Origin of the sequence: Jiangella alkaliphila (assembly GCF_900105925.1) — a bacterium.
Taxonomy (GTDB): Bacteria; Actinomycetota; Actinomycetes; order Jiangellales; family Jiangellaceae; genus Jiangella; species Jiangella alkaliphila.
The window spans coordinates 2,106,552-2,122,643 of record NZ_LT629791.1 but is presented as its reverse complement, the minus strand read 5'-3'; the positions used below and the strand labels follow the sequence as shown (position 1 = coordinate 2,122,643).

Here is a 16,092-nt window from a genome sequence, read left to right as displayed (position 1 = left end):
TCCAGCATGTGGACCAGCATCTGAACGGGCCGGGCAATCCACTGGCCTTTCCTTGGCACTGCGCAAGGTTTCAGGCTTGCACGGGTGGACGCCAGGCCGTAGCCTTGCAGAGTGCCTTTCGTCCTGACCGTCGACCAGCGCGGCAGCCGCCGCAGCCGCGACCTGGTCGAGGATGCCCTGTCCACCTTGAAGCAGCTGGTCCACGAGCCGCTGCTGCCGTTCGAGCGCACCGCCGGCGACGAGTTCCAGGGCGTGCTCGCCGAGTCCGACGCGGTCGTCGACGCGGCGCGGCTCCTGCTGCGGATCGACGCATGGCGCATCGGCATCGGCGCGGGGCCGGTCGAAGAGCCACTGCCCGGCAGCACCCGGTCGGCGCGCGGTCCCGCCTTCGTCTACGCCCGTGAGGCGCTCGACGCCGCCAAACTGCGGCCGCAGCACGTCGCCGTCGCCGCGCCGCACCCCGAGCGCGCGCGTGAGGCCGACGCCGTCCTGACGCTGATCGCGGCCGTCATCGCGCGGCGCAGCACCGCCGGCTGGGCCGCCATCGACCTCGTCGAGGCCGGGCACACGTTCGCCGAGGCCGCCGACATCCTGGGCGTCAGCCGGCAGGCCGTCGGGCAGCGGCTGACCGTCGCGCTCTGGCAGCAAGAACGCGACGCCCGGCCGGTCGTGGCGCGGCTGCTGCAGGAGGCCGCGTGACTGTGGTGGCGGTAGTCCTGCTCGCCGTGGCGGGCGTGGGCGGCGGCATCGCCTGGTATCTCGTCGAACGTGGTCGCTCCCGGGCCACCATGCGCACCTGGCTGCTGGCCGCCGCGATCCCGGTGACGCTCGTCGGCGCGGCGGCCGTGTTCGGGCTCGCCGGCGATCCCGCGGGCGAGGCGCTGCTGACGGTCGCGCGGGCCGCGGCCGTCGTCGCCGCGATCACCGGCGGCAGCCTGGTCGCGACCGCGCTGCTCTTCGTCGCCGACCCCAACGAGGGCGTCCTCGATGACGACGACACCACCGGCGACGCGTCCGCGCACGTGTCCGACCCGCAGACCCTGCGCGGCGGCACGTCCATCGGAGCGCTGGAGCGGCTGGGCGTCGCGATCACGCTGCTGGCGGGCTGGCCGGAGGGGGTCGCGGTCGTGCTGGGCATCAAGGGCATCGGCCGTTACCCGGCGCTGCGCCGGCCGGTCGCGGCTGAGCGCTTCATCATCGGCAGCCTGGCCAGCATCCTCTGGGCGGCGTGCGTCGTCGGCGTGGTCTACACGATCCAGCCGTGACGTGGCCGGGCCGGCTTCGCGCGGGGCCGCCGCGGCGGGCCCGCGTGGACAAACGCCGCGCTGAGCGGGCATTATTCTTGGCAGTCGAGGGTTGAGAGTGCTAAGAGCCGTCGACCTTCGACGGTGACCAGGAGGATTCACGCGTGCCCACCTATCAATACGTCTGCACTGACTGCGGCGAGCCCTTGGAAGCCGTGCAGAAGTTCAGCGACGACGCGCTCACCGAGTGCCCCGTGTGCGGCGGCCGCCTGCGCAAGGTGTTCTCCGCCGTCGGCGTCGTGTTCAAGGGCTCGGGGTTCTACCGCAACGACAGCCGCTCCACCACGACGTCCAGCACGCCGGCGGCCAGCAAGGACTCGTCGTCGAGCGAGTCCAGCAAGAGCAACGGCGACTCGTCGGCGAAGACCTCGAAGGACTCCTCCAGCTCCGGTTCGAAGGACTCGTCCGGCTCGAAGGCCTCCTCCCCCGCGGCCTGATCCGTCCACAGGCCGCGGTTCCTCGAAGTCGGCCTGTGGACAACCCGCTCGGCGGCTTGCGGAGCACTTAGCGTCGTCGGCATGGACGACCCCCGCTCCGCACTCCAGCGCCTGATCCGCGCGGCCGGCTGGCATCGCCGGCTGCTCGCCGGTGGGCTGGCGGCTGCCGCCGTCGCGTTCGCCATCCAGGCCGCGTCACCCGCCGCGCCGGCCACCGTCGACGTTGTCGTCGCCGCGCGCGACCTCGCCGGCGGCGCCGTCCTCACCGACGACGACGTGAGGGTCGCGGCGTTGCCACCCGACGCGGTCCCGGCCGGCGTGGTGCCGCGGGCCGAGGCCGCGGGAGCGCTGCTCGCGGCGCCCGTCCGGGCCGGCGAGCCGATCACCGACCGGCGATTACTCGGCCCCGGCCTGCTCGAGGGCTGGGGGCCCGACGTGGTCGCGGCGCCGGTGCGGGTGGCCGACGCGGGCGCGGCCGGCTACCTGCGTCCCGGCGACCGGATCGACCTGCTGGCGACGGCGCTCGACGGCGCTGCGCGAACGGACGTCGTCGCTTCTGAGGTCCCGGTGCTGGCGGTGCCGTCGGCGGCCGACGCCGCGCTCGCCGAGGGCGCGTTGGTCCTCGTCGCCGCGAGCCCCGACCAGGCCGCCGGGCTGGCCGCCGCCGCCGTCACGTCGCGGCTGTCGTTCACCGTCGGTGTGTCGTGATGTCCCCTGATCACGGCGTTTGAGCGGCTAAGGTGTGCCCGGCCAAGCGTCCTCGCACGGAGAAGAGATAGCCGATGCTCAAGGGTTTCAGAGACTTCATCAGCAGAGGGAACGTCGTCGACCTCGCCGTCGCGGTGGTCATCGGCGCGGCGTTCACGTTGGTCATCAACGCGCTCGTCGAGGGGTTCGTCAGCCCGCTGATCGCGGCGATCTTCGGCGAGCCCGATCTCTCCCGGGTGATGACGTTCACCATCAACGAGGCCGAGTTCTCGATCGGGCTGATCCTCGACGCGCTGTTCAACTTCCTCTGCGTCGCGGCGGCCGTCTACTTCTTCATCGTCACGCCGATCAACAAGCTGCGCGAGCTGAAGGCCAGGGAACCGGAGTCCGAGGAAGAGGCCGTGCCGGCCGAGGAGATCCTGCTGCTCCGCGAGATCCGCGACGCACTGCGCGACCGCGTCTGACCAGCGATCGTCAGGGGCTCCGTCGCTCGCTCGCGGCGGCGGCCCCTGACGACCAGGCGACCACGGCGCTCACCAGTGCGGCGGGCGCTCCTCGACCAGCCGCGCGTCGTTGGAGGCGTCGTCGTCGCCCCAGCCGGTGGGGCGTTCGTCGGTGGTGGTGTCGGGCAGGACCTCGAGGTCGTCCTCCCACCCGGATGCGCTGCTCATGCGCGTCGTTCCTCTCGCTCGAAACCTCCGGGCCGGCGCCGCTGCCGGCCGTTCGATCTGCCTGTCAGTCCAGGTCGCCCGCCTCGACGCGGGCCAGTCGGCGCTGCCGGACCAGGTTGTCGACGTCGATCTCCGGCACGCCGGTCTCGTACCAGAGCGCCGCGAAGACGCCGATGACGTCGCGCTGGCTCAGGATGCCGGCCAGCTTGCCGTCGTCGACGATCGGCAGGTGCCGGATCCAGTGCTGCGCCATCAGCCGCGCCGCCTCGCGCACGTGCGTGTCAGGCTCGGCGGTGACGACGTCGCGGGTCATGACCTCGGCGATCAAGGCCTCGTCGGGATCGGCGCCCCGCCCGACCGCCCGCATGACGTCGCGCTCGGTGACGATGCCGACGATCGTGTCGCCCTCGACGATGACCACCGACCCGGTCTGCTGCTTCCACATCTGCTCGGCGGCGCTGCGCAGCGTCCCCGTCGTGGAATCGGTGATGGTGGCACTGGTCATGATCTCGGCGACGCGCACTGTTCTCGGCTCCCCCTGAACGACTCTTCTGCTGGAAGATCACCAGCGTAGAACACGTTCCTGTGAGCCCGGCGACGGATTTCCGGATCCGGCGGTCAGCGGCCGGGTCGCGCTTGGCCGCTACCTCGAAAGGACTCTTGCGAAAGGATTCCTTCGACGGCTAGCTGCGCGCGCTCGCGCATCCGCTGCGGCTGGCGCTGCTGGACCTGCTGGCCGAGCTCGGGACGGCGACGGCGACCGAGGTGTCCGCGCGCCTGAACGAGTCGCCGGCGAACTGCTCGTGGCATCTGCGGCAGCTGGCCCGGTACGGCTACGTCGAGGAGGCCGGCACCGGCCCCGGGCGCACCCGGCGCTGGCGACTCGTCCTCGAGTCTCGCCGGATCGAGGGCATGACGGCCGAACTGGAGCGCGCCCTCGACGCCGTCCACGACGTGCAGTTGGATCGCCAGGCCTGGACGATCCGCACCTGGCGAGCCGGCCGTCACGACGAACCGCCGGCCTGGGCCGAGGCGAGCCTCGAGAGCGACTGCTGGACCTGGCTCACGGCCGAGGAGGCCGCGGAGTTCCAGGCGGCCTACCTGCAGCTCCTGGACGAGCACATACTCCCCCGTTCCCAGCGCGCGCACGCCCCGGACCGGCCCGCCGGCAGCCGTCCGGTCCGGGTGCTGACCTGGTTCTTCCCCACGGACCGGCCGCCTCATGACGCCGGCGGATGACCTGGCCGCCGTCCTGGCCCGGTCCGGCTGGAGCCGCGTGGCCGCCCGGGTGCTGGCCGTCCTCATGCTGACGGACGAGCCGCTGTCCAGCGCCGATCTGGCCGCGGAGCTGCGCGCCAGCGCCGGGTCCGTGTCGACGGCGATCCGCGAGCTGACCGGTCGCGGCGACGTCCGGGAGCTGCGGGTGCCGGGGTCGCGGCGGCACTGGTTCCGGGCGGCGGACGATCTCGGCGACGGCGCGGTCGTGCATGACGGGGCGCAGCTGCTCCGGTCGGCCGCGATCGTCGCCGAACTGCTGGCCGGCCTCGGCCCGGACGAGGACGGACCGCGCCGGCGACTCACGCGGTTGCAGGATCGGCTCGTCTGGCTGGACGGCCACCTGCAGCGGATGGACTCCGCCTGGGCCGACCACGTCCGGCACCGCGATCACGCCTCATGATCATCAAACCGTTGGCGACGTCATAGAGCCTGTTGCGCTTCGGCGGTCGCCGCGCCGGAGCGGGAGATCTTCCTGCCCGCGTTACGCGCTGACAGCTCGGCGCCGCCTTGGCAAGGCTGGTCGTCGCGACAGCGCCCGATATGCCCGGCCTCCTGCGACGACCAGGCTAGCCAAGGCGATCGAGCGTCGCGGTGAGAACGGCGGCTGCCGAAGATTCTTCGGCAACGCACGCACCGCACGCCATTCCGCAACGGGCGCCATAGAGTCGCCAACGGTTGATGATCATGAGAGGCAGCTACGCGGCGGGTGAACCGGCGCGTGCGACCCGGACGGCGTGGCGGAGGACGTCGGAGGTGCGGGCGTCGGTGGTGTCGAGGTGGAGGTCCGTGGCGAGCATCGCGACCACGTCGTCCACACGACGGGCGATGCCGTCGGACTCGGTCCAGCGAGCCAGGGCGGCCAGTTCGCGGCCGGTGTAGTCGCTGACCGAGCGCCCGCTGACGATCAGCGGGCGGTTGCCCTGACGCTCCGGCTCGGGCTCCGCCTCGTCAGCCGCCGCGACGAGCGGCGAGCCGGCGTCCGTGGGGGCGTCCGCAGCGGCGTCGTCGCTGGACGGAGCGCCAGCCGCCGATTCCGCGGCCTCGGCACGGCCGGACGCCGGGTCCTGCCCAGCCGGCGACGTCCCCTGGCCGGAGGCCGAGGCCTGCGCCGTTGACGAGCCCGCAGCCGCGGCCTTGCCGGACGCTGCCGACCCCTGAGCAGCCGACGAGCCCGCGGTCAGTGGCTCGACCTGGCCGGACGCCTGCGAGCCCGGCGAGCCCTTGCCCTTCGACCCTCGGCCGGCGACCGAGCGCTGACCGACCGGCGGCCGCTGAGCGCCGACCGCGCCCTGGGCGGGCACCGGCTCGTCCTCAGGCATCCCGGCGACGATGTCGGCCTCGGCCGCCGCGACCGCCCAGTCGTAGGCGTCGGCGTCCTTGACGGCCTGCTCGTAGGCGGCCAGCAGCCGCTCAGTCTCGGCATCCGGGTCGGCCGCCCACGCCGCCGACCAGATGCGGTGCACCGCCCAGCCCAGCCGCGTCAACTGCTCCTGCCGCAGCCGCTCCCGCTCGCGCGCACCCTGCCGGGCCGCGTAGGTCTCGCCGTCGGTGTCGATCGCCAGCACGAACCGCGACCGCCTCGTGGGGTGCCGGACGGCGACGGCGACACCGCCGGGCCCGCCGTGGCCGAGCACGATCTCGCCCTCGACGCCGGCCTCCTGGAGGCGTTCGGCAACGGTCTCGGCCAGCACGCCGGAGCGGCCGGGCGCCGCCGTCGCCCCCTCGACCCAGTCGGGCTGCGGACCCTGCTGCACGTACGCCAGGAACTGCCCCAGCGCCTGCGCGCCGGGCGTCGTCAGCCGCCGCGGGCTGAGGTCGTCGGCGCCGAAGGTCGCGACGACGGTGAGCCGCTCGCGCGAGCACAACGTCGCCGCGCTCAGCCGCCGCTCGCCGCCGGGACGGCCCAGCGCCCCGAACCGGTACAGGATGCGGCCGTCGACCGACCGCCCGTATCCCAGCGTCAGGATGATCGCGTCGCGCACGTCGCCGGAGACCCGCTCGACGTCCTTGATGAAGAACGGTTCGGCGCGGTCGCCGCGCAGGTGGGGCGCGACCTCGGGGGCGCGGATCAGCGCGTGCCGCAGCGCGACGTCCAGCCGCTCGGCGTGCCGCGGCCCGAGCGTCACGACGCCGAGACTCTCGTGCGGGCGCTTGCGGACGTGGTCGAGGATCAGCTCGACGACCCGGCTGACCTCGTCGGACGAGCTGTCGACGGGGTCGTCGGCGATCGGGTCGGAGTCGACGAGCTCCATGGTGACGCGGTCCGCGCCGCCGACGCCGGGGACGGTCGTGAGCCGGGCGGCGTGCGTCGTGCGGGCGGCGAAGCCGACGAGGCGGTCGTCGCGCACCCGGTGCTGCCCGGTGAGCAGCCGTTCCGGCAGCGCGTCACGGAGCAGGTCGACGACGGAGCGCGGTGGGTCCTGCGCCCACGGGCCTTCCTGCGAGTCGGGGTCAGGCGCGGGCTCGACGGCGGTCGTGAACGGCGGCCGCGCGATGTCGTCGTCGCCGACGAGCACGATGCGCGCGCCGCGGGCCAGCGCCGGGACGGCCTCGGCGACGGCGAGCCGGCCGGCGTCCTCGACGACGACCACGTCGAACAGCGGCCGCGGCGGCAGCAGGTCGGCGACGGACAGCGGCGACGTCACCCAGCACGGCACCGTCGCCAGAGCCAGCTCCGGCGCCTCTTCGACCAGCGCGCGCGGCGTGGCCGGCAGCGCGCTGTCGGACGACTCCGTGAGGACGGCGGCCTGGCCCTCGTGCTGCCCGGCGGCGGCGGCGAACCGGGCCCGCCGCGCCTCGAGCACCCGGCCGGCGGCGGAGCGCACCTCGACCATGTCGGCGGCGCGGAACTCCTCCAGCCGCCGCTCGTGCGCGTACCGGTCGAACCGGCCGAGCGCGGGGTCGGTGGAGCGCCACAGGTCCAGCAGCGAGGAGTACCACGCGTAGTCGAAGACCGCCTCGACCTGGTCCGCGCCCATGCCGCGACGCCGCAGCTCGGCGATCAGGTCGTCGAGCCCGGCCGCGGACAGCTCCGCCTGCAGCTCGTACAGCCGCGGCAGCGAGCGCAGGTGACCGCTGTCGGCGATCAGCTCGTCCAGCCGCTTCGCGACGTCGGCGAAGGACAGGTGCTCGAGGTCGGCGGTGCGCGGGTTGCCGTCGGCCAGCGTGGCCAGCGCGTGCCGGACGCCCTTCGCGGCGTCGACGGCGTTGGCCAGGTGCGGCCCGGTGCGCGGCGGCTTGCCGTCGCGGGACCGCTCGCGCCACGTCGCCAGCTGCTGCCGCGCGGCGATCAGGCCCTCGTGCTGCCGCGGACGGTGCTGGCGGCCGGCCTTGCCGGTCAGGTCGGCGAGCCGTTTGCGCAGCTTGCGGCGGGCGAAGAAGCCGGTCGCGGAGTCGTGCGACGTGCGGTAGGCGCGGTCGCCGGTGGCGGCGGCCAGCTCGTCGAGCGGCTCGTCCCAGATCTGCGCGCCGAGCGTCTCGACGGTCCGCCCGACCGACGCGAGCAGCTCGACGGTCTCGAGGCATTCCGCGACGGTGCCCGGCCCGGCCAGGCCGACCTCGACGGCGGCCCGGGTGGCGGCGTTCTTCAGCCGCGGCAGCGCCCGTTCACGCAGCTCGGTGACGGTGCCGAGCAGCGCGTCGGCGGCCCGGATGTCGGGGACGTCGGAGCCGAACCACGGCGAGCCGGTCTCGGTCAGCGTCAGGCCTTCGATGTTGGCGAAGTCGCGCAACTGCAGCCGGACGTGCGCCGTGCTGCCCGCCCGGCCGAGCACGTCGGGGTCGACCCGGGCGGGGGTCCGGGCGAACTCCTGTGCCGTCGCGACCAGCACCATCGCCTCGTGCGCCGTCGACCCCCACGGCTGGCGGATCGCGTGGATCGCGTCGCGATAGGCGTCGAGGTCCGCGGCCAGCGTGGCGGCCGTGCCGGGCGTGATGTGCTCGAACTCGCCGGCCCGCGCCTGCCGCAGCCGGCGGGCGGTCTCGGCGATCTGCTGGACGGCGACAGAGGGGGCCGTGCGCCCCGCGTCCAGCACGACATCGCGCAGGCCGACGGAGTCGAGCCGCGCGACGAGGTCGTCGAGGACGGCCCGCTTCTCGCCCACGACGAGCACCCGCTGACCCCGTCCGACCAGCTCGGACACCAGCGCCGCAACGGTCTGCGTGCGGCCGGTGCCGGGTGCGGCGGCGACCCGCAGGTGACCGTCGCCGACGGCGGCCGCGACCACTTCGTCCTGCTCGCTGTCGGTGTCGAAGACGCGATAGCGCGGCTCGGCGGGCGCGCCGGTGCGCGCGACGGCGGACAGTGCGGCGGAGTCGCCGGCCAGCGCGGCGACGACGTCGTTGGCCTGCAGGTCGACGCCGAGCGCGGCGAGGTCGCGGGTGAGCGCCAGCGGGACCGTGGTGAACGTCGCGAGCACCGCCCGGTGCGCGATGGCGAACCCGTCGACGACGTGCGGCGGGGCGAACTCGCGCAGCCGCTCGACCACCGTCGCGTACCGCATCCGGCCGGCCGGGTCACGCAGGTCGTCGGTAGCGAAGCGCAGCCCGAGCTGGGAGTCCAGCGCCCACAGCAGGACCGGGTTGACCAGGGGGTCGTCGGCGATGGTGATGGCGAAGTCGGTCTCGGCCGGGTCGCGCGCCTCGACGACCGCCGAGCGCAGCATGACCGGCGCGGTCGGCCGGCGCGCCGCGAACGGGTTCGCCCAGGTCGCGATGCCGACGGCGAGGTAGCAGACCGCGATGCCGCGATCTTCGGCCAGTTCGCGGGTCTTGTCGCGGATGGCCCGCACCGACCGCAGCGCCGACGTCCGCAGCGGCTCGTACGGGAACAGCTTGGAGACCAGGACCGGTTCGCCCTCGAGCAGCAGCTTGCGCGCCTCCGGCTCGGCCGCCGCGAGGTCGAGCGTCCCGACCTTGAGGTCGCGATAGGACAGCAGCGGGTCGCGCCCGCCGAGCGCGGCGAGCTCGCCACTCCACCGTTCGACGGCGTGAGCGACCAGCTCCGCCCGGGTCGGAACGGGGCCGGCGACGGCGTCGCTGCGCATCGCGCTCACGTGATCGGGAGCAGGGGAACCGGATGCCTCACACCTCGGAGGTTAGTTCCCGAAACCCGCCCGCGTGGGGAGGCAAGCCGAACACGTCGGCAGGTTTAACCGCAGGCTGTCCGGTTTGTCCCGCCCCGATGCGCTGCGCACAAACGGGTATCTGCCATGCCAGCCGGCCGCATGGCCTAAAGTGGCGCCGGTCCACGGGGGGCGAGGGGTTCCGGCACGAGTGATGGCCCGGAACCACGTCAGCTCGAAAGGTGTGAGAGTGAAGCTGCTCGAGGACGTCCCCTCGGCTGTCGCCCACCGCCCGCCGCCGCGCCGCACCAAGCTCACCCTCGCGGTGGCCGCGGCGTTCCTGCTGGTGGCGGCGGTTGCCGGCGCGATGCTCGTCGCGTCCAGCAGCGGCGGGTCGGGGGACTCGGCCGCCGACCGCGACCCGCGGCCGTCCGGGACGCTCGCGGACTGGGCCACCGGCATCACCGACGCCTGCACGACGGTGGCGGCGGAGCAGCCGATCATGGCGCAGGGCGCCGAGGCCCGGCTGGACGTCGTCAACCTCGACGCGGTTCAGGCGGGGACGAGCGCGCTGGTCGCGGCCGTCCACGACGTGCCGCTGCCGGCCGAGGAGGCGGAGCAGGCGCAGGCCAGCGCCACCGTCGCCGTCGGGGACCAGGCCACTCAGGCGTGGACGGCGCTGACGGACAGCTCCGCCGAGGCGACGCCCGAGCAGGTCGCCCAGGCCGCCGAGCTGACCGCCGGCTTCGTCGCCGGCATGACGCAGCTCGGGGCGAACTGCGCTCCGATCGGCTGACCCCGGCACGGTAGGCTGGAGGGGTGAAGTCCCTCGTGCTGGTGTGGTGGCTGCCTTCGTAGGCGGCCCCCTTCAGCATGCTCATCGGCCGCCGCGACGGCGGCCGATCAGGTGACAGCTCTCGCGGTGGCTCTGCCCACCGAACGGAGAGCGTCATGACCCTCACCACTCTCGACGTCCCGCTGCTGGCCGATCCCGCCCAGGTGGCGGCCCAGCCGGCGCGGTACCGCGTCCTCACCGGCGACCGGCCGACCGGTCCGCTGCATCTCGGCCACTACTTCGGGACGTTGCTCAACCGCGTCCGCCTGCAGCGTCAGGGCGTGGAGACCTTCCTCGTGGTCGGCGACTACCAGGTGATCACCGACCGGCTGTCGCCCGGCGAGATCGCCGCCAACGTGCGCGAGGTGGTCCTCGACAACCTCGCCGCCGGCATCGACCCGGACCGGACGACGATATTCGCGCACAGCGCGGTTCCGGCGCTGAACCAGCTGCTGCTGCCGTTCCTCTCACTGACGACGGTGGCCGAACTGCAGCGCAACCCGACGGTGAAGGACGAGGCGGCGGCGTCGGGCCTGGCGTCGGTCAGCGGGCTGCTGCTGACGTACCCCGTCCACCAGGCGGCGGACATCCTGTTCTGCCACGGGAACCTGGTCCCCGTCGGCGAGGACCAGCTGCCGCACGTCGAGCAGACCCGGGTGATCGCGCGGCGGTTCAACGAGCGGTACGCCGGCGGACGGGCGGTGTTCCGCGAGCCGCAGGCGCTGCTGTCCCCCACCCCGCGGCTGCTCGGCGTCGACGGCCGGAAGATGAGCAAGAGCCGCGGCAACGCGATCGCGCTGAAGGCGACCGCGGACGAGACGGCGCGGCTGATCCGGCGCGCCGTCACCGATCCTCGTCGCGACATCACCTACGACCCGGCCGGGCGGCCGGGGGTGTCGTCGCTGGTCGAGATCGCGGCGCTCTGCCTGGGCGTCGCGCCGGAGGAGGTCGCGGCGCAGGTCGGCGGCGGCGGGTCGGCGCTGCTGAAGGCGCTGGTCATCGACGTCGTGAACGAGGAGCTGCGGCCGGTGCGGGAGCGGCGGGCGGCGTTCGCGGCCGACGCCGGGATCGTGGGGTCGCTGCTGTCCGCGGGCGCCGCGCGGGCGTCGTCGATCGCGGAGTCGACGCTGGCGGACGTGCAGGAGACGCTCGGGATGACCGCCTATTGAAGAGGCGGTCATCCCGTGCCGAGGGTGTGCGCGTCTGGTGAGGGGTGGGATCACCAGACGCGCCCCCGGCGCGGCCGACAGATCGTCAGGGCCGCTGCTCACCCGGCTCGGGCAGCTCGGCGCGCCGCTGATCCTCCGCTCCGGACGGCGGATCAGCAGGATCGGCGGGCCGCTCGTCAGGGGTCACGGGCGGGTCCGCGTGGTCGGCGGACGGATCGGTGGGTCGCTGCTCCGGCACCGTGGGGTCGGTGCCGGGAACGTCGTCGGGCTTGCCCGGATCGTCCGGCCGGTGCTCGCCTGGCGTCGTCGGAACGGTGGTCGGAAGGCCGGGCAGCCCCGGTTCGTGGCCCTCGCCCGGGCCGTCGGGCTTGTTCCCCAGGTCCTGCGCGTCGTCGCTGACCTCCTGGCCATCGACGCCGCCGTCCTGGGCGTCCTCGGCGACGTCCTGACCGAACTCGTCGGGTTCGTCGAACGTGATCGGCGTCACCGTCTCGATCACCGACTCGACGCGCTGCTGGGCGGTGTCGGGAAGGGCACCAGCGGCGGCCACGCCGGTGAAGCCGGTGAAGATCGCCGCGAGCCCGACGACCGCCCTGGTACGCAGGCTCATCGCTGCCACCCTCCTGCGGAGACGGACACGGACGGTGTGATGGCGCGGTGGGGGCGTCGGCGCGATACCGGCGAAGTCGCCCAGCACGATACGGCGGGCGAGTTCGGCCGTGGGGGGAACGGCCTCATCGGCACTCCCTCGGATGGCGTCGACCGCTTCCGACAGCGCCGTCAGCTCCGCCAGGTCGTGCCCGCCGGGCAGGATCCGCACACCGCGCAGGATCGCTTCGACCGTCGCGTCGTCAGTAACGGTGGTTCGGTTCATGTCAGTCCTGCCATCGCCGGCGCCGCTCACGTGGATACGCCTTCCCGGTCGAGTTGTCGCCGCAACGCGTTCAGTCCCAGGCGCTGCAGCGCCTTGACCGCTCCCGCGGTCTTGCCCACGATGGCGGCCGCCTCCTCGACGCTCAGGTCGCCGAGGACGCGCAGGAGCACCACCTCGCGTTGGTCGTCCGACAGACCCGCGCACAGCTCGTGCACCCGGCGCCGGCCCAGCTCGGCCAGGGCGTCGTGTTCGGCGTCACCGCCAAGGACCTGCTTGAGATCTCCGGGTCGGCGTCCATCGTCGCCGGACGCCGGGACCGCCGCCGATCGTCGGTCACCCGCCGGTACGCGATGGTGAAGACCCAGGACCCGAAACTGCTGCTCGGAGCCGGCGAACGACGACAGGCCGGCGAAGACGCCCAGAAACACCTCACTGGCGACGTCGTCGGGCTCCAGCGATCCCTGCAGGCGCGCGTAGCCGGCGACGACCGGCGCGAGGTCGGCGTACAGGCGCTCGAACGCCCACGGCGCACCTTCGCGCGCAGCCGCGAGGACGCCGTCGAAGTCGGCTCCGATGGACAGTTGCCCCTCCCGGATGTGCACGGGGCCTCACCCGCGTCATCGCACGGAGCGGCGGGAAGGGTACGGCCGATGCTCAGCCGGTGGACGGACGGCGGCGCCGGGGGGTGAGGCGCAGTGGCGGCAGCGGCGGAGCGGGGATGCGGTCGGTGCCGTGCCCGCTGACGGTGCCGAACCGCTCCTGGCCGGGCCGCTCCCACTCCTCCCGCGCGGCGACGATGTCCTCGTGGCTGCGGCCGACGAAGTTCCACCACATCACCAGATCGTCGGGGAACGGTTCGCCGCCGAGCAGGAACAGCGTCGTGTCGTCGTCGTGCGCTCGCAGCGTGAGTTCGGAGCGTCCGGTGCCGAGGTACAGCAGTGGCCCCGGCTCCAGCGGCGTCCCGGCGACCGTCGCCCGACCGGTCAGTACCAGGACGGCGTGCTCGAAGTCGGGCCGCAGCGGCACCGTCGCCGCGCCGTCCACGTCGAGCTGGGCGCCGAGCAGCGGGCTGTACGTCGTCGCCGGCGACGTCGTCCCGGCCAGCTCCCCGACGACCACCGTGGCCCGCACGCCGTCGCCGTCGTATATCGGCAGGTCGGTGTGCTGCTCGAACCCAGGCGTCGCGGTGCCGGCCGCGGCCTCCGGGAGCGCGACCCACAGCTGCAATCCGTGCAGCAACGGCGCGTCGCCGAGCGAGATCTCCGAGTGCGCGATGCCCGGCCCGCTCGTCATCAGGTTCAGCTGCCCCGGCCGCACGACGACGTCGCTGCCGACGCTGTCGCGGTGGTGGATCTCGCCCTGGACCGGCCAGGTCACCGTCTGCAGGCCGGTGTGCGGATGCGGCAGCACCACCATGTCGGTGTGCTGCGGCCCGAACTGGTCGAGGAAGCACCAGGCTCCGACGGTCGGCAGCTCGCGGTGCGGCAGCGTGCGGCTGACCCGCATCGCCCGGATCCCGCCCAACGGCACGTCACGCGGCTCCAGCAGCCGGCTCGCCGGCCCGCCCTGCCCGGCCGCATGACACCGCGTCTCCGCCGGCCGCGCGTCGAGGTTGCTCACCCTGCCGAGCGTAGACGCCATCCCCCGGCGCCCGCCCGAGCGCGGCCGATAGAATGACCCAGCCCGCCCTCGTAGCTCAGGGGATAGAGCATCCGCCTCCTAAGCGGAGGGTCGCAGGTTCGAATCCTGCCGGGGGCACTCTCTGACCAGCGTGAATCTCACCCGCTGGTCGCCATGGCTGACCGTGGCTTTCCTTACAGCCCGAATGCCTGGGTCACGCGGAGGGCACGGCGACTGCGCTGGTCGCGGCGCTTGAAGCGGCCTGCGGGCCTCGTCCACGGGTCACGCCGCATCGCGGTCGTGGTGCGGCGGGCGCGCGGCCCTCCTTGAGCCGGGATCGGCCTCATCCCGTAGTCGCCCCCGGCCGGTGCTGGACACACCGGGCCGGGGACTTGATCCCAACCTGACAACACCAGGGAGAGACCCATGGTCACCGTACCGAAGCCGAAACAGCGGGAGATCATCACCCGCGCTCCGTTCGTCCATCACGAGGTCGGGGAGGTCGTCGTCTACCACGACGAGGAAGGCCCGACGATCGACATCACGATCGAGCTGGAGGACACCAAGCAGCGCGCGCAGTTTGCCATCACGCCGCGCGAGGCGCACCAGCTGGCCGACGACATGCACCGCATCGCCGACCTGGCGCAGCGGGCCGGCTGGACCCCGACCATCCTCACGGATGCCCGGAGATACCTGCCCGGCATGACCGACGAGCAGATCATCGAGCGGCTTGACCGGCTCTACCGCCGGTGGGGTGGGCTCGTGATCGGGTTCCGCGGTCGGCTGGATCGTGCCGCCGGTCGTGCGCTCGCGGTCGAGGTCCACATGGAGACTCTGGATCGCTCGGTCGCGCTGGTCGAGGAGTACGCCGAGCCGCTGTCCGGGATCCCGGAGATGGCGGACCGGCTGGACGAGCTGCGTTCGTCGTTGGAGGACGTGCGCCAGCTCTACGTCGCTGAGCAGGAGCGCTAGCCGTGACCGGCGTTGAGAGCCGCAACGCGGGGTGTCCGGTGAAGTGGTGCGACGAGACCGGCACCCACGCCGTGCACCGCAAGTACCTGGCATCGGTGCCCGGCGCGATCCGTGGGGCCGGCCTGGTCGGCGTGAACCTCGCCCAACGCAAGCAGCCGCGGGCGTCGGTGTGTGTCGAGCTGACGGTCACCACCCCGTGGGCGTCCACGGCCGGGCACCTGTTCGCGGCTGCGTCGGTGCCTGAGATCGCGGCGGCGCTGACCGAGGCCGCCGAACGCGCGACGGAGCTGGACGCGGCACGGCATCGGAACGGTGAATGACGACTGTCACTACTCGTAGTAGGGTTGTAGTAGATGAATGTGGACTGGAAGCACGGTGCCGCGCACATGTGGGACCGCCACCAGGTCAGTGTTCAGGAGGCAAACGAAGCGCTGGCCGACCCGCTGGCGTGGGTGCTGGACCCGGACCCGAAGAGCAAGTCCGGCGACAGCATCCGGGTCATCGGGTTGTGCCGGTCACGAGAGGAGCTGTTGACGGTGATCCTGGTCCGCGACCCGGCCGTGTCCTGGTTGTGGGGTGCGAACGGGTGGCCGTCGAACAGCAGCGACCGGCGTGAGTACATGCGAAGGAGGCGAGCATGAGCAGGATCGAAGACAAGATCAAGGAGATCCAGACCGAGTCCGAGGCGACCAGGGACGATCCCTATCCCGAAGGGACGGTGGGGACGCAGCCGAACCTTGCCGGGTCGGTGGTGCAGTCGGTGCGGTTGCCGGCGGCGGAGTTCGCGAAGATCGAGCAGATCGCTCGTGAGGCTGAGCTGCCGGTGTCGGCGCTGATCCGGGGATGGGTGCTGAACACGCTGGCGGCTCGGGAGAACGCCACGTTGAAGGACGCGGTGAACCGGCTGATCTCCGACGCCGACGAGCTGCGCCGCTTCATCGAGCACGACGGCGCCGCATGACCGGGCGCTCGTCTAGCGGCGGTTCCCACACCCCGCCGTTCCCCTCATAACTGCCCACCCCAAGGCCGAAGCGGGGCGGGTCAAGAGTCGGCGAAGCCGATCACGTAGTGACGCCAACGGCGCTCTTGACGCGTCCCGTGGAGGCCGGACAATCACGGCAGAGGGGAACGGCCGCCAGTAGCAGCCGCAACCACGCCAGC

19 protein-coding genes and 1 tRNA gene are annotated in these 16,092 nt (G+C 73.0%); 14 read left to right on the top strand and 6 right to left on the bottom strand.

Annotated features, from left to right (window positions below):
- Window positions 1–111 precede the first annotated feature (111 nt).
- From BLV05_RS09955 to mscL, 5 genes are all read left to right on the top strand, one after another.
- Window positions 112–699 carry a hypothetical protein gene (locus BLV05_RS09955; RefSeq protein ID WP_046772948.1) on the top strand — a complete coding sequence of 196 codons (588 nt, stop codon included), beginning with the start codon at window positions 112–114 and terminating at the stop codon, window positions 697–699.
- Window positions 696–1,265 carry a hypothetical protein gene (locus BLV05_RS09950; protein ID WP_046772949.1) on the top strand — a complete coding sequence of 190 codons (570 nt, stop codon included), beginning with the start codon at window positions 696–698 and terminating at the stop codon, window positions 1,263–1,265. Before BLV05_RS09955 ends, BLV05_RS09950 begins: the two co-directional genes overlap by 4 nt.
- Window positions 1,266–1,408: 143 nt before the next feature.
- The gene (locus tag BLV05_RS09945) at window positions 1,409–1,741 is read left to right on the top strand and encodes an FmdB family zinc ribbon protein (RefSeq protein ID WP_082155854.1); all 333 of its coding nucleotides are present in this window, start codon (window positions 1,409–1,411) and stop codon (window positions 1,739–1,741) included.
- Between the two features lie 81 nt (window positions 1,742–1,822).
- The gene (gene cpaB / locus BLV05_RS09940) at window positions 1,823–2,449 is read left to right on the top strand and encodes a Flp pilus assembly protein CpaB (protein ID WP_046772951.1); all 627 of its coding nucleotides are present in this window, start codon (window positions 1,823–1,825) and stop codon (window positions 2,447–2,449) included.
- 74 nt (window positions 2,450–2,523) lie between these two features.
- Window positions 2,524–2,913: a large conductance mechanosensitive channel protein MscL gene (gene mscL, locus BLV05_RS09935; RefSeq protein ID WP_046772952.1), complete on the top strand. Its 390-nt coding sequence runs from the start codon at window positions 2,524–2,526 to the stop codon at window positions 2,911–2,913.
- Window positions 2,914–2,982: 69 nt separating this feature from the next.
- Here the strand turns inward: mscL and BLV05_RS36510 are convergent, their stop codons facing one another.
- Window positions 2,983–3,120 carry a hypothetical protein gene (locus BLV05_RS36510; RefSeq protein ID WP_169790523.1) on the bottom strand — a complete coding sequence of 46 codons (138 nt, stop codon included), beginning with the start codon at window positions 3,118–3,120 and terminating at the stop codon, window positions 2,983–2,985.
- Between the two features lie 64 nt (window positions 3,121–3,184).
- On the bottom strand, window positions 3,185–3,625 hold the full coding sequence (locus BLV05_RS09930) for a CBS domain-containing protein (protein WP_152691138.1): 441 nt from the start codon (window positions 3,623–3,625) through the stop codon (window positions 3,185–3,187).
- 182 nt (window positions 3,626–3,807) lie between these two features.
- On the opposite strand from BLV05_RS09930, the gene BLV05_RS37600 reads away from it, so the two are divergent.
- Both BLV05_RS37600 and BLV05_RS09920 read left to right on the top strand, forming a co-directional pair.
- On the top strand, window positions 3,808–4,359 hold the full coding sequence (locus BLV05_RS37600) for a winged helix-turn-helix domain-containing protein (protein ID WP_082155855.1): 552 nt from the start codon (window positions 3,808–3,810) through the stop codon (window positions 4,357–4,359).
- Window positions 4,343–4,798, top strand: coding sequence for a GbsR/MarR family transcriptional regulator (locus tag BLV05_RS09920; RefSeq protein ID WP_052763206.1), 456 nt, complete (start codon window positions 4,343–4,345; stop codon window positions 4,796–4,798). The genes BLV05_RS37600 and BLV05_RS09920 overlap by 17 nt, the downstream gene beginning before the upstream one ends.
- A gap of 295 nt (window positions 4,799–5,093) precedes the next feature.
- Here BLV05_RS09920 and BLV05_RS09915 read toward each other — a convergent pair whose 3' ends face one another.
- Window positions 5,094–9,443, bottom strand: coding sequence for a DUF4011 domain-containing protein (locus tag BLV05_RS09915; RefSeq protein ID WP_046772953.1), 4,350 nt, complete (start codon window positions 9,441–9,443; stop codon window positions 5,094–5,096).
- A gap of 268 nt (window positions 9,444–9,711) precedes the next feature.
- On the opposite strand from BLV05_RS09915, the gene BLV05_RS09910 reads away from it, so the two are divergent.
- Together BLV05_RS09910 and trpS are read left to right on the top strand one after the other, a co-directional pair.
- Window positions 9,712–10,257, top strand: a complete 546-nt coding sequence (locus tag BLV05_RS09910; protein WP_046772954.1) for a hypothetical protein — start codon at window positions 9,712–9,714, stop codon at window positions 10,255–10,257.
- A 155-nt stretch (window positions 10,258–10,412) separates the two neighbouring features.
- A complete protein-coding gene (gene trpS, locus BLV05_RS09905; protein WP_046772955.1) occupies window positions 10,413–11,465 on the top strand; it encodes a tryptophan--tRNA ligase in 1,053 nt (350 codons plus the stop codon).
- Window positions 11,466–11,550: 85 nt separating this feature from the next.
- Here the strand turns inward: trpS and BLV05_RS09900 are convergent, their stop codons facing one another.
- From BLV05_RS09900 to BLV05_RS09890, 3 genes are read right to left on the bottom strand one after another with little or no spacing between them, the layout of a single operon-like run.
- The gene (locus tag BLV05_RS09900) at window positions 11,551–12,339 is read right to left on the bottom strand and encodes a hypothetical protein (RefSeq protein ID WP_046772956.1); all 789 of its coding nucleotides are present in this window, start codon (window positions 12,337–12,339) and stop codon (window positions 11,551–11,553) included.
- Between the two features lie 26 nt (window positions 12,340–12,365).
- On the bottom strand, window positions 12,366–12,941 hold the full coding sequence (locus BLV05_RS09895) for an RNA polymerase sigma factor (protein WP_046772957.1): 576 nt from the start codon (window positions 12,939–12,941) through the stop codon (window positions 12,366–12,368).
- A 52-nt stretch (window positions 12,942–12,993) separates the two neighbouring features.
- A complete protein-coding gene (locus BLV05_RS09890) occupies window positions 12,994–13,959 on the bottom strand; it encodes a pirin family protein (RefSeq protein WP_046772958.1) in 966 nt (321 codons plus the stop codon).
- 65 nt (window positions 13,960–14,024) lie between these two features.
- Here BLV05_RS09890 and BLV05_RS09885 point away from each other — a divergent pair.
- From BLV05_RS09885 to BLV05_RS09865, 5 genes are all read left to right on the top strand, one after another.
- Window positions 14,025–14,097 (top strand) — tRNA-Arg (locus BLV05_RS09885).
- 288 nt (window positions 14,098–14,385) lie between these two features.
- A complete protein-coding gene (locus BLV05_RS09880) occupies window positions 14,386–14,931 on the top strand; it encodes a hypothetical protein (RefSeq protein ID WP_046772959.1) in 546 nt (181 codons plus the stop codon).
- A 2-nt stretch (window positions 14,932–14,933) separates the two neighbouring features.
- Window positions 14,934–15,251, top strand: a complete 318-nt coding sequence (locus BLV05_RS09875; RefSeq protein WP_152691139.1) for a hypothetical protein — start codon at window positions 14,934–14,936, stop codon at window positions 15,249–15,251.
- Window positions 15,252–15,284: 33 nt separating this feature from the next.
- On the top strand, window positions 15,285–15,572 hold the full coding sequence (locus BLV05_RS09870) for a hypothetical protein (protein ID WP_052763207.1): 288 nt from the start codon (window positions 15,285–15,287) through the stop codon (window positions 15,570–15,572).
- Entirely contained in the window at window positions 15,569–15,892 is a 324-nt protein-coding gene (locus BLV05_RS09865; RefSeq protein WP_046772961.1) for a hypothetical protein, read from the top strand. The genes BLV05_RS09870 and BLV05_RS09865 overlap by 4 nt, the downstream gene beginning before the upstream one ends.
- Window positions 15,893–16,092: the final 200 nt, after the last annotated feature.

Coding starts and splice junctions, on each gene's coding strand:
- cpaB (WP_046772951.1), top strand. CDS start 1,823: ATGGACGACCCCCGCTCCGCACTCCAGCGCCTGATCCGCGCGGCCGGC.
- BLV05_RS09920 (WP_052763206.1), top strand. CDS start 4,343: ATGACGCCGGCGGATGACCTGGCCGCCGTCCTGGCCCGGTCCGGCTGG.
- mscL (WP_046772952.1), top strand. CDS start 2,524: ATGCTCAAGGGTTTCAGAGACTTCATCAGCAGAGGGAACGTCGTCGAC.
- BLV05_RS09865 (WP_046772961.1), top strand. CDS start 15,569: ATGAGCAGGATCGAAGACAAGATCAAGGAGATCCAGACCGAGTCCGAG.
- BLV05_RS36510 (WP_169790523.1), bottom strand. CDS start 3,120: ATGAGCAGCGCATCCGGGTGGGAGGACGACCTCGAGGTCCTGCCCGAC.
- BLV05_RS09870 (WP_052763207.1), top strand. CDS start 15,285: ATGAATGTGGACTGGAAGCACGGTGCCGCGCACATGTGGGACCGCCAC.
- BLV05_RS09930 (WP_152691138.1), bottom strand. CDS start 3,625: ATGACCAGTGCCACCATCACCGATTCCACGACGGGGACGCTGCGCAGC.
- BLV05_RS09900 (WP_046772956.1), bottom strand. CDS start 12,339: ATGAACCGAACCACCGTTACTGACGACGCGACGGTCGAAGCGATCCTG.
- BLV05_RS09880 (WP_046772959.1), top strand. CDS start 14,386: ATGGTCACCGTACCGAAGCCGAAACAGCGGGAGATCATCACCCGCGCT.
- trpS (WP_046772955.1), top strand. CDS start 10,413: ATGACCCTCACCACTCTCGACGTCCCGCTGCTGGCCGATCCCGCCCAG.
- BLV05_RS09915 (WP_046772953.1), bottom strand. CDS start 9,443: ATGCGCAGCGACGCCGTCGCCGGCCCCGTTCCGACCCGGGCGGAGCTG.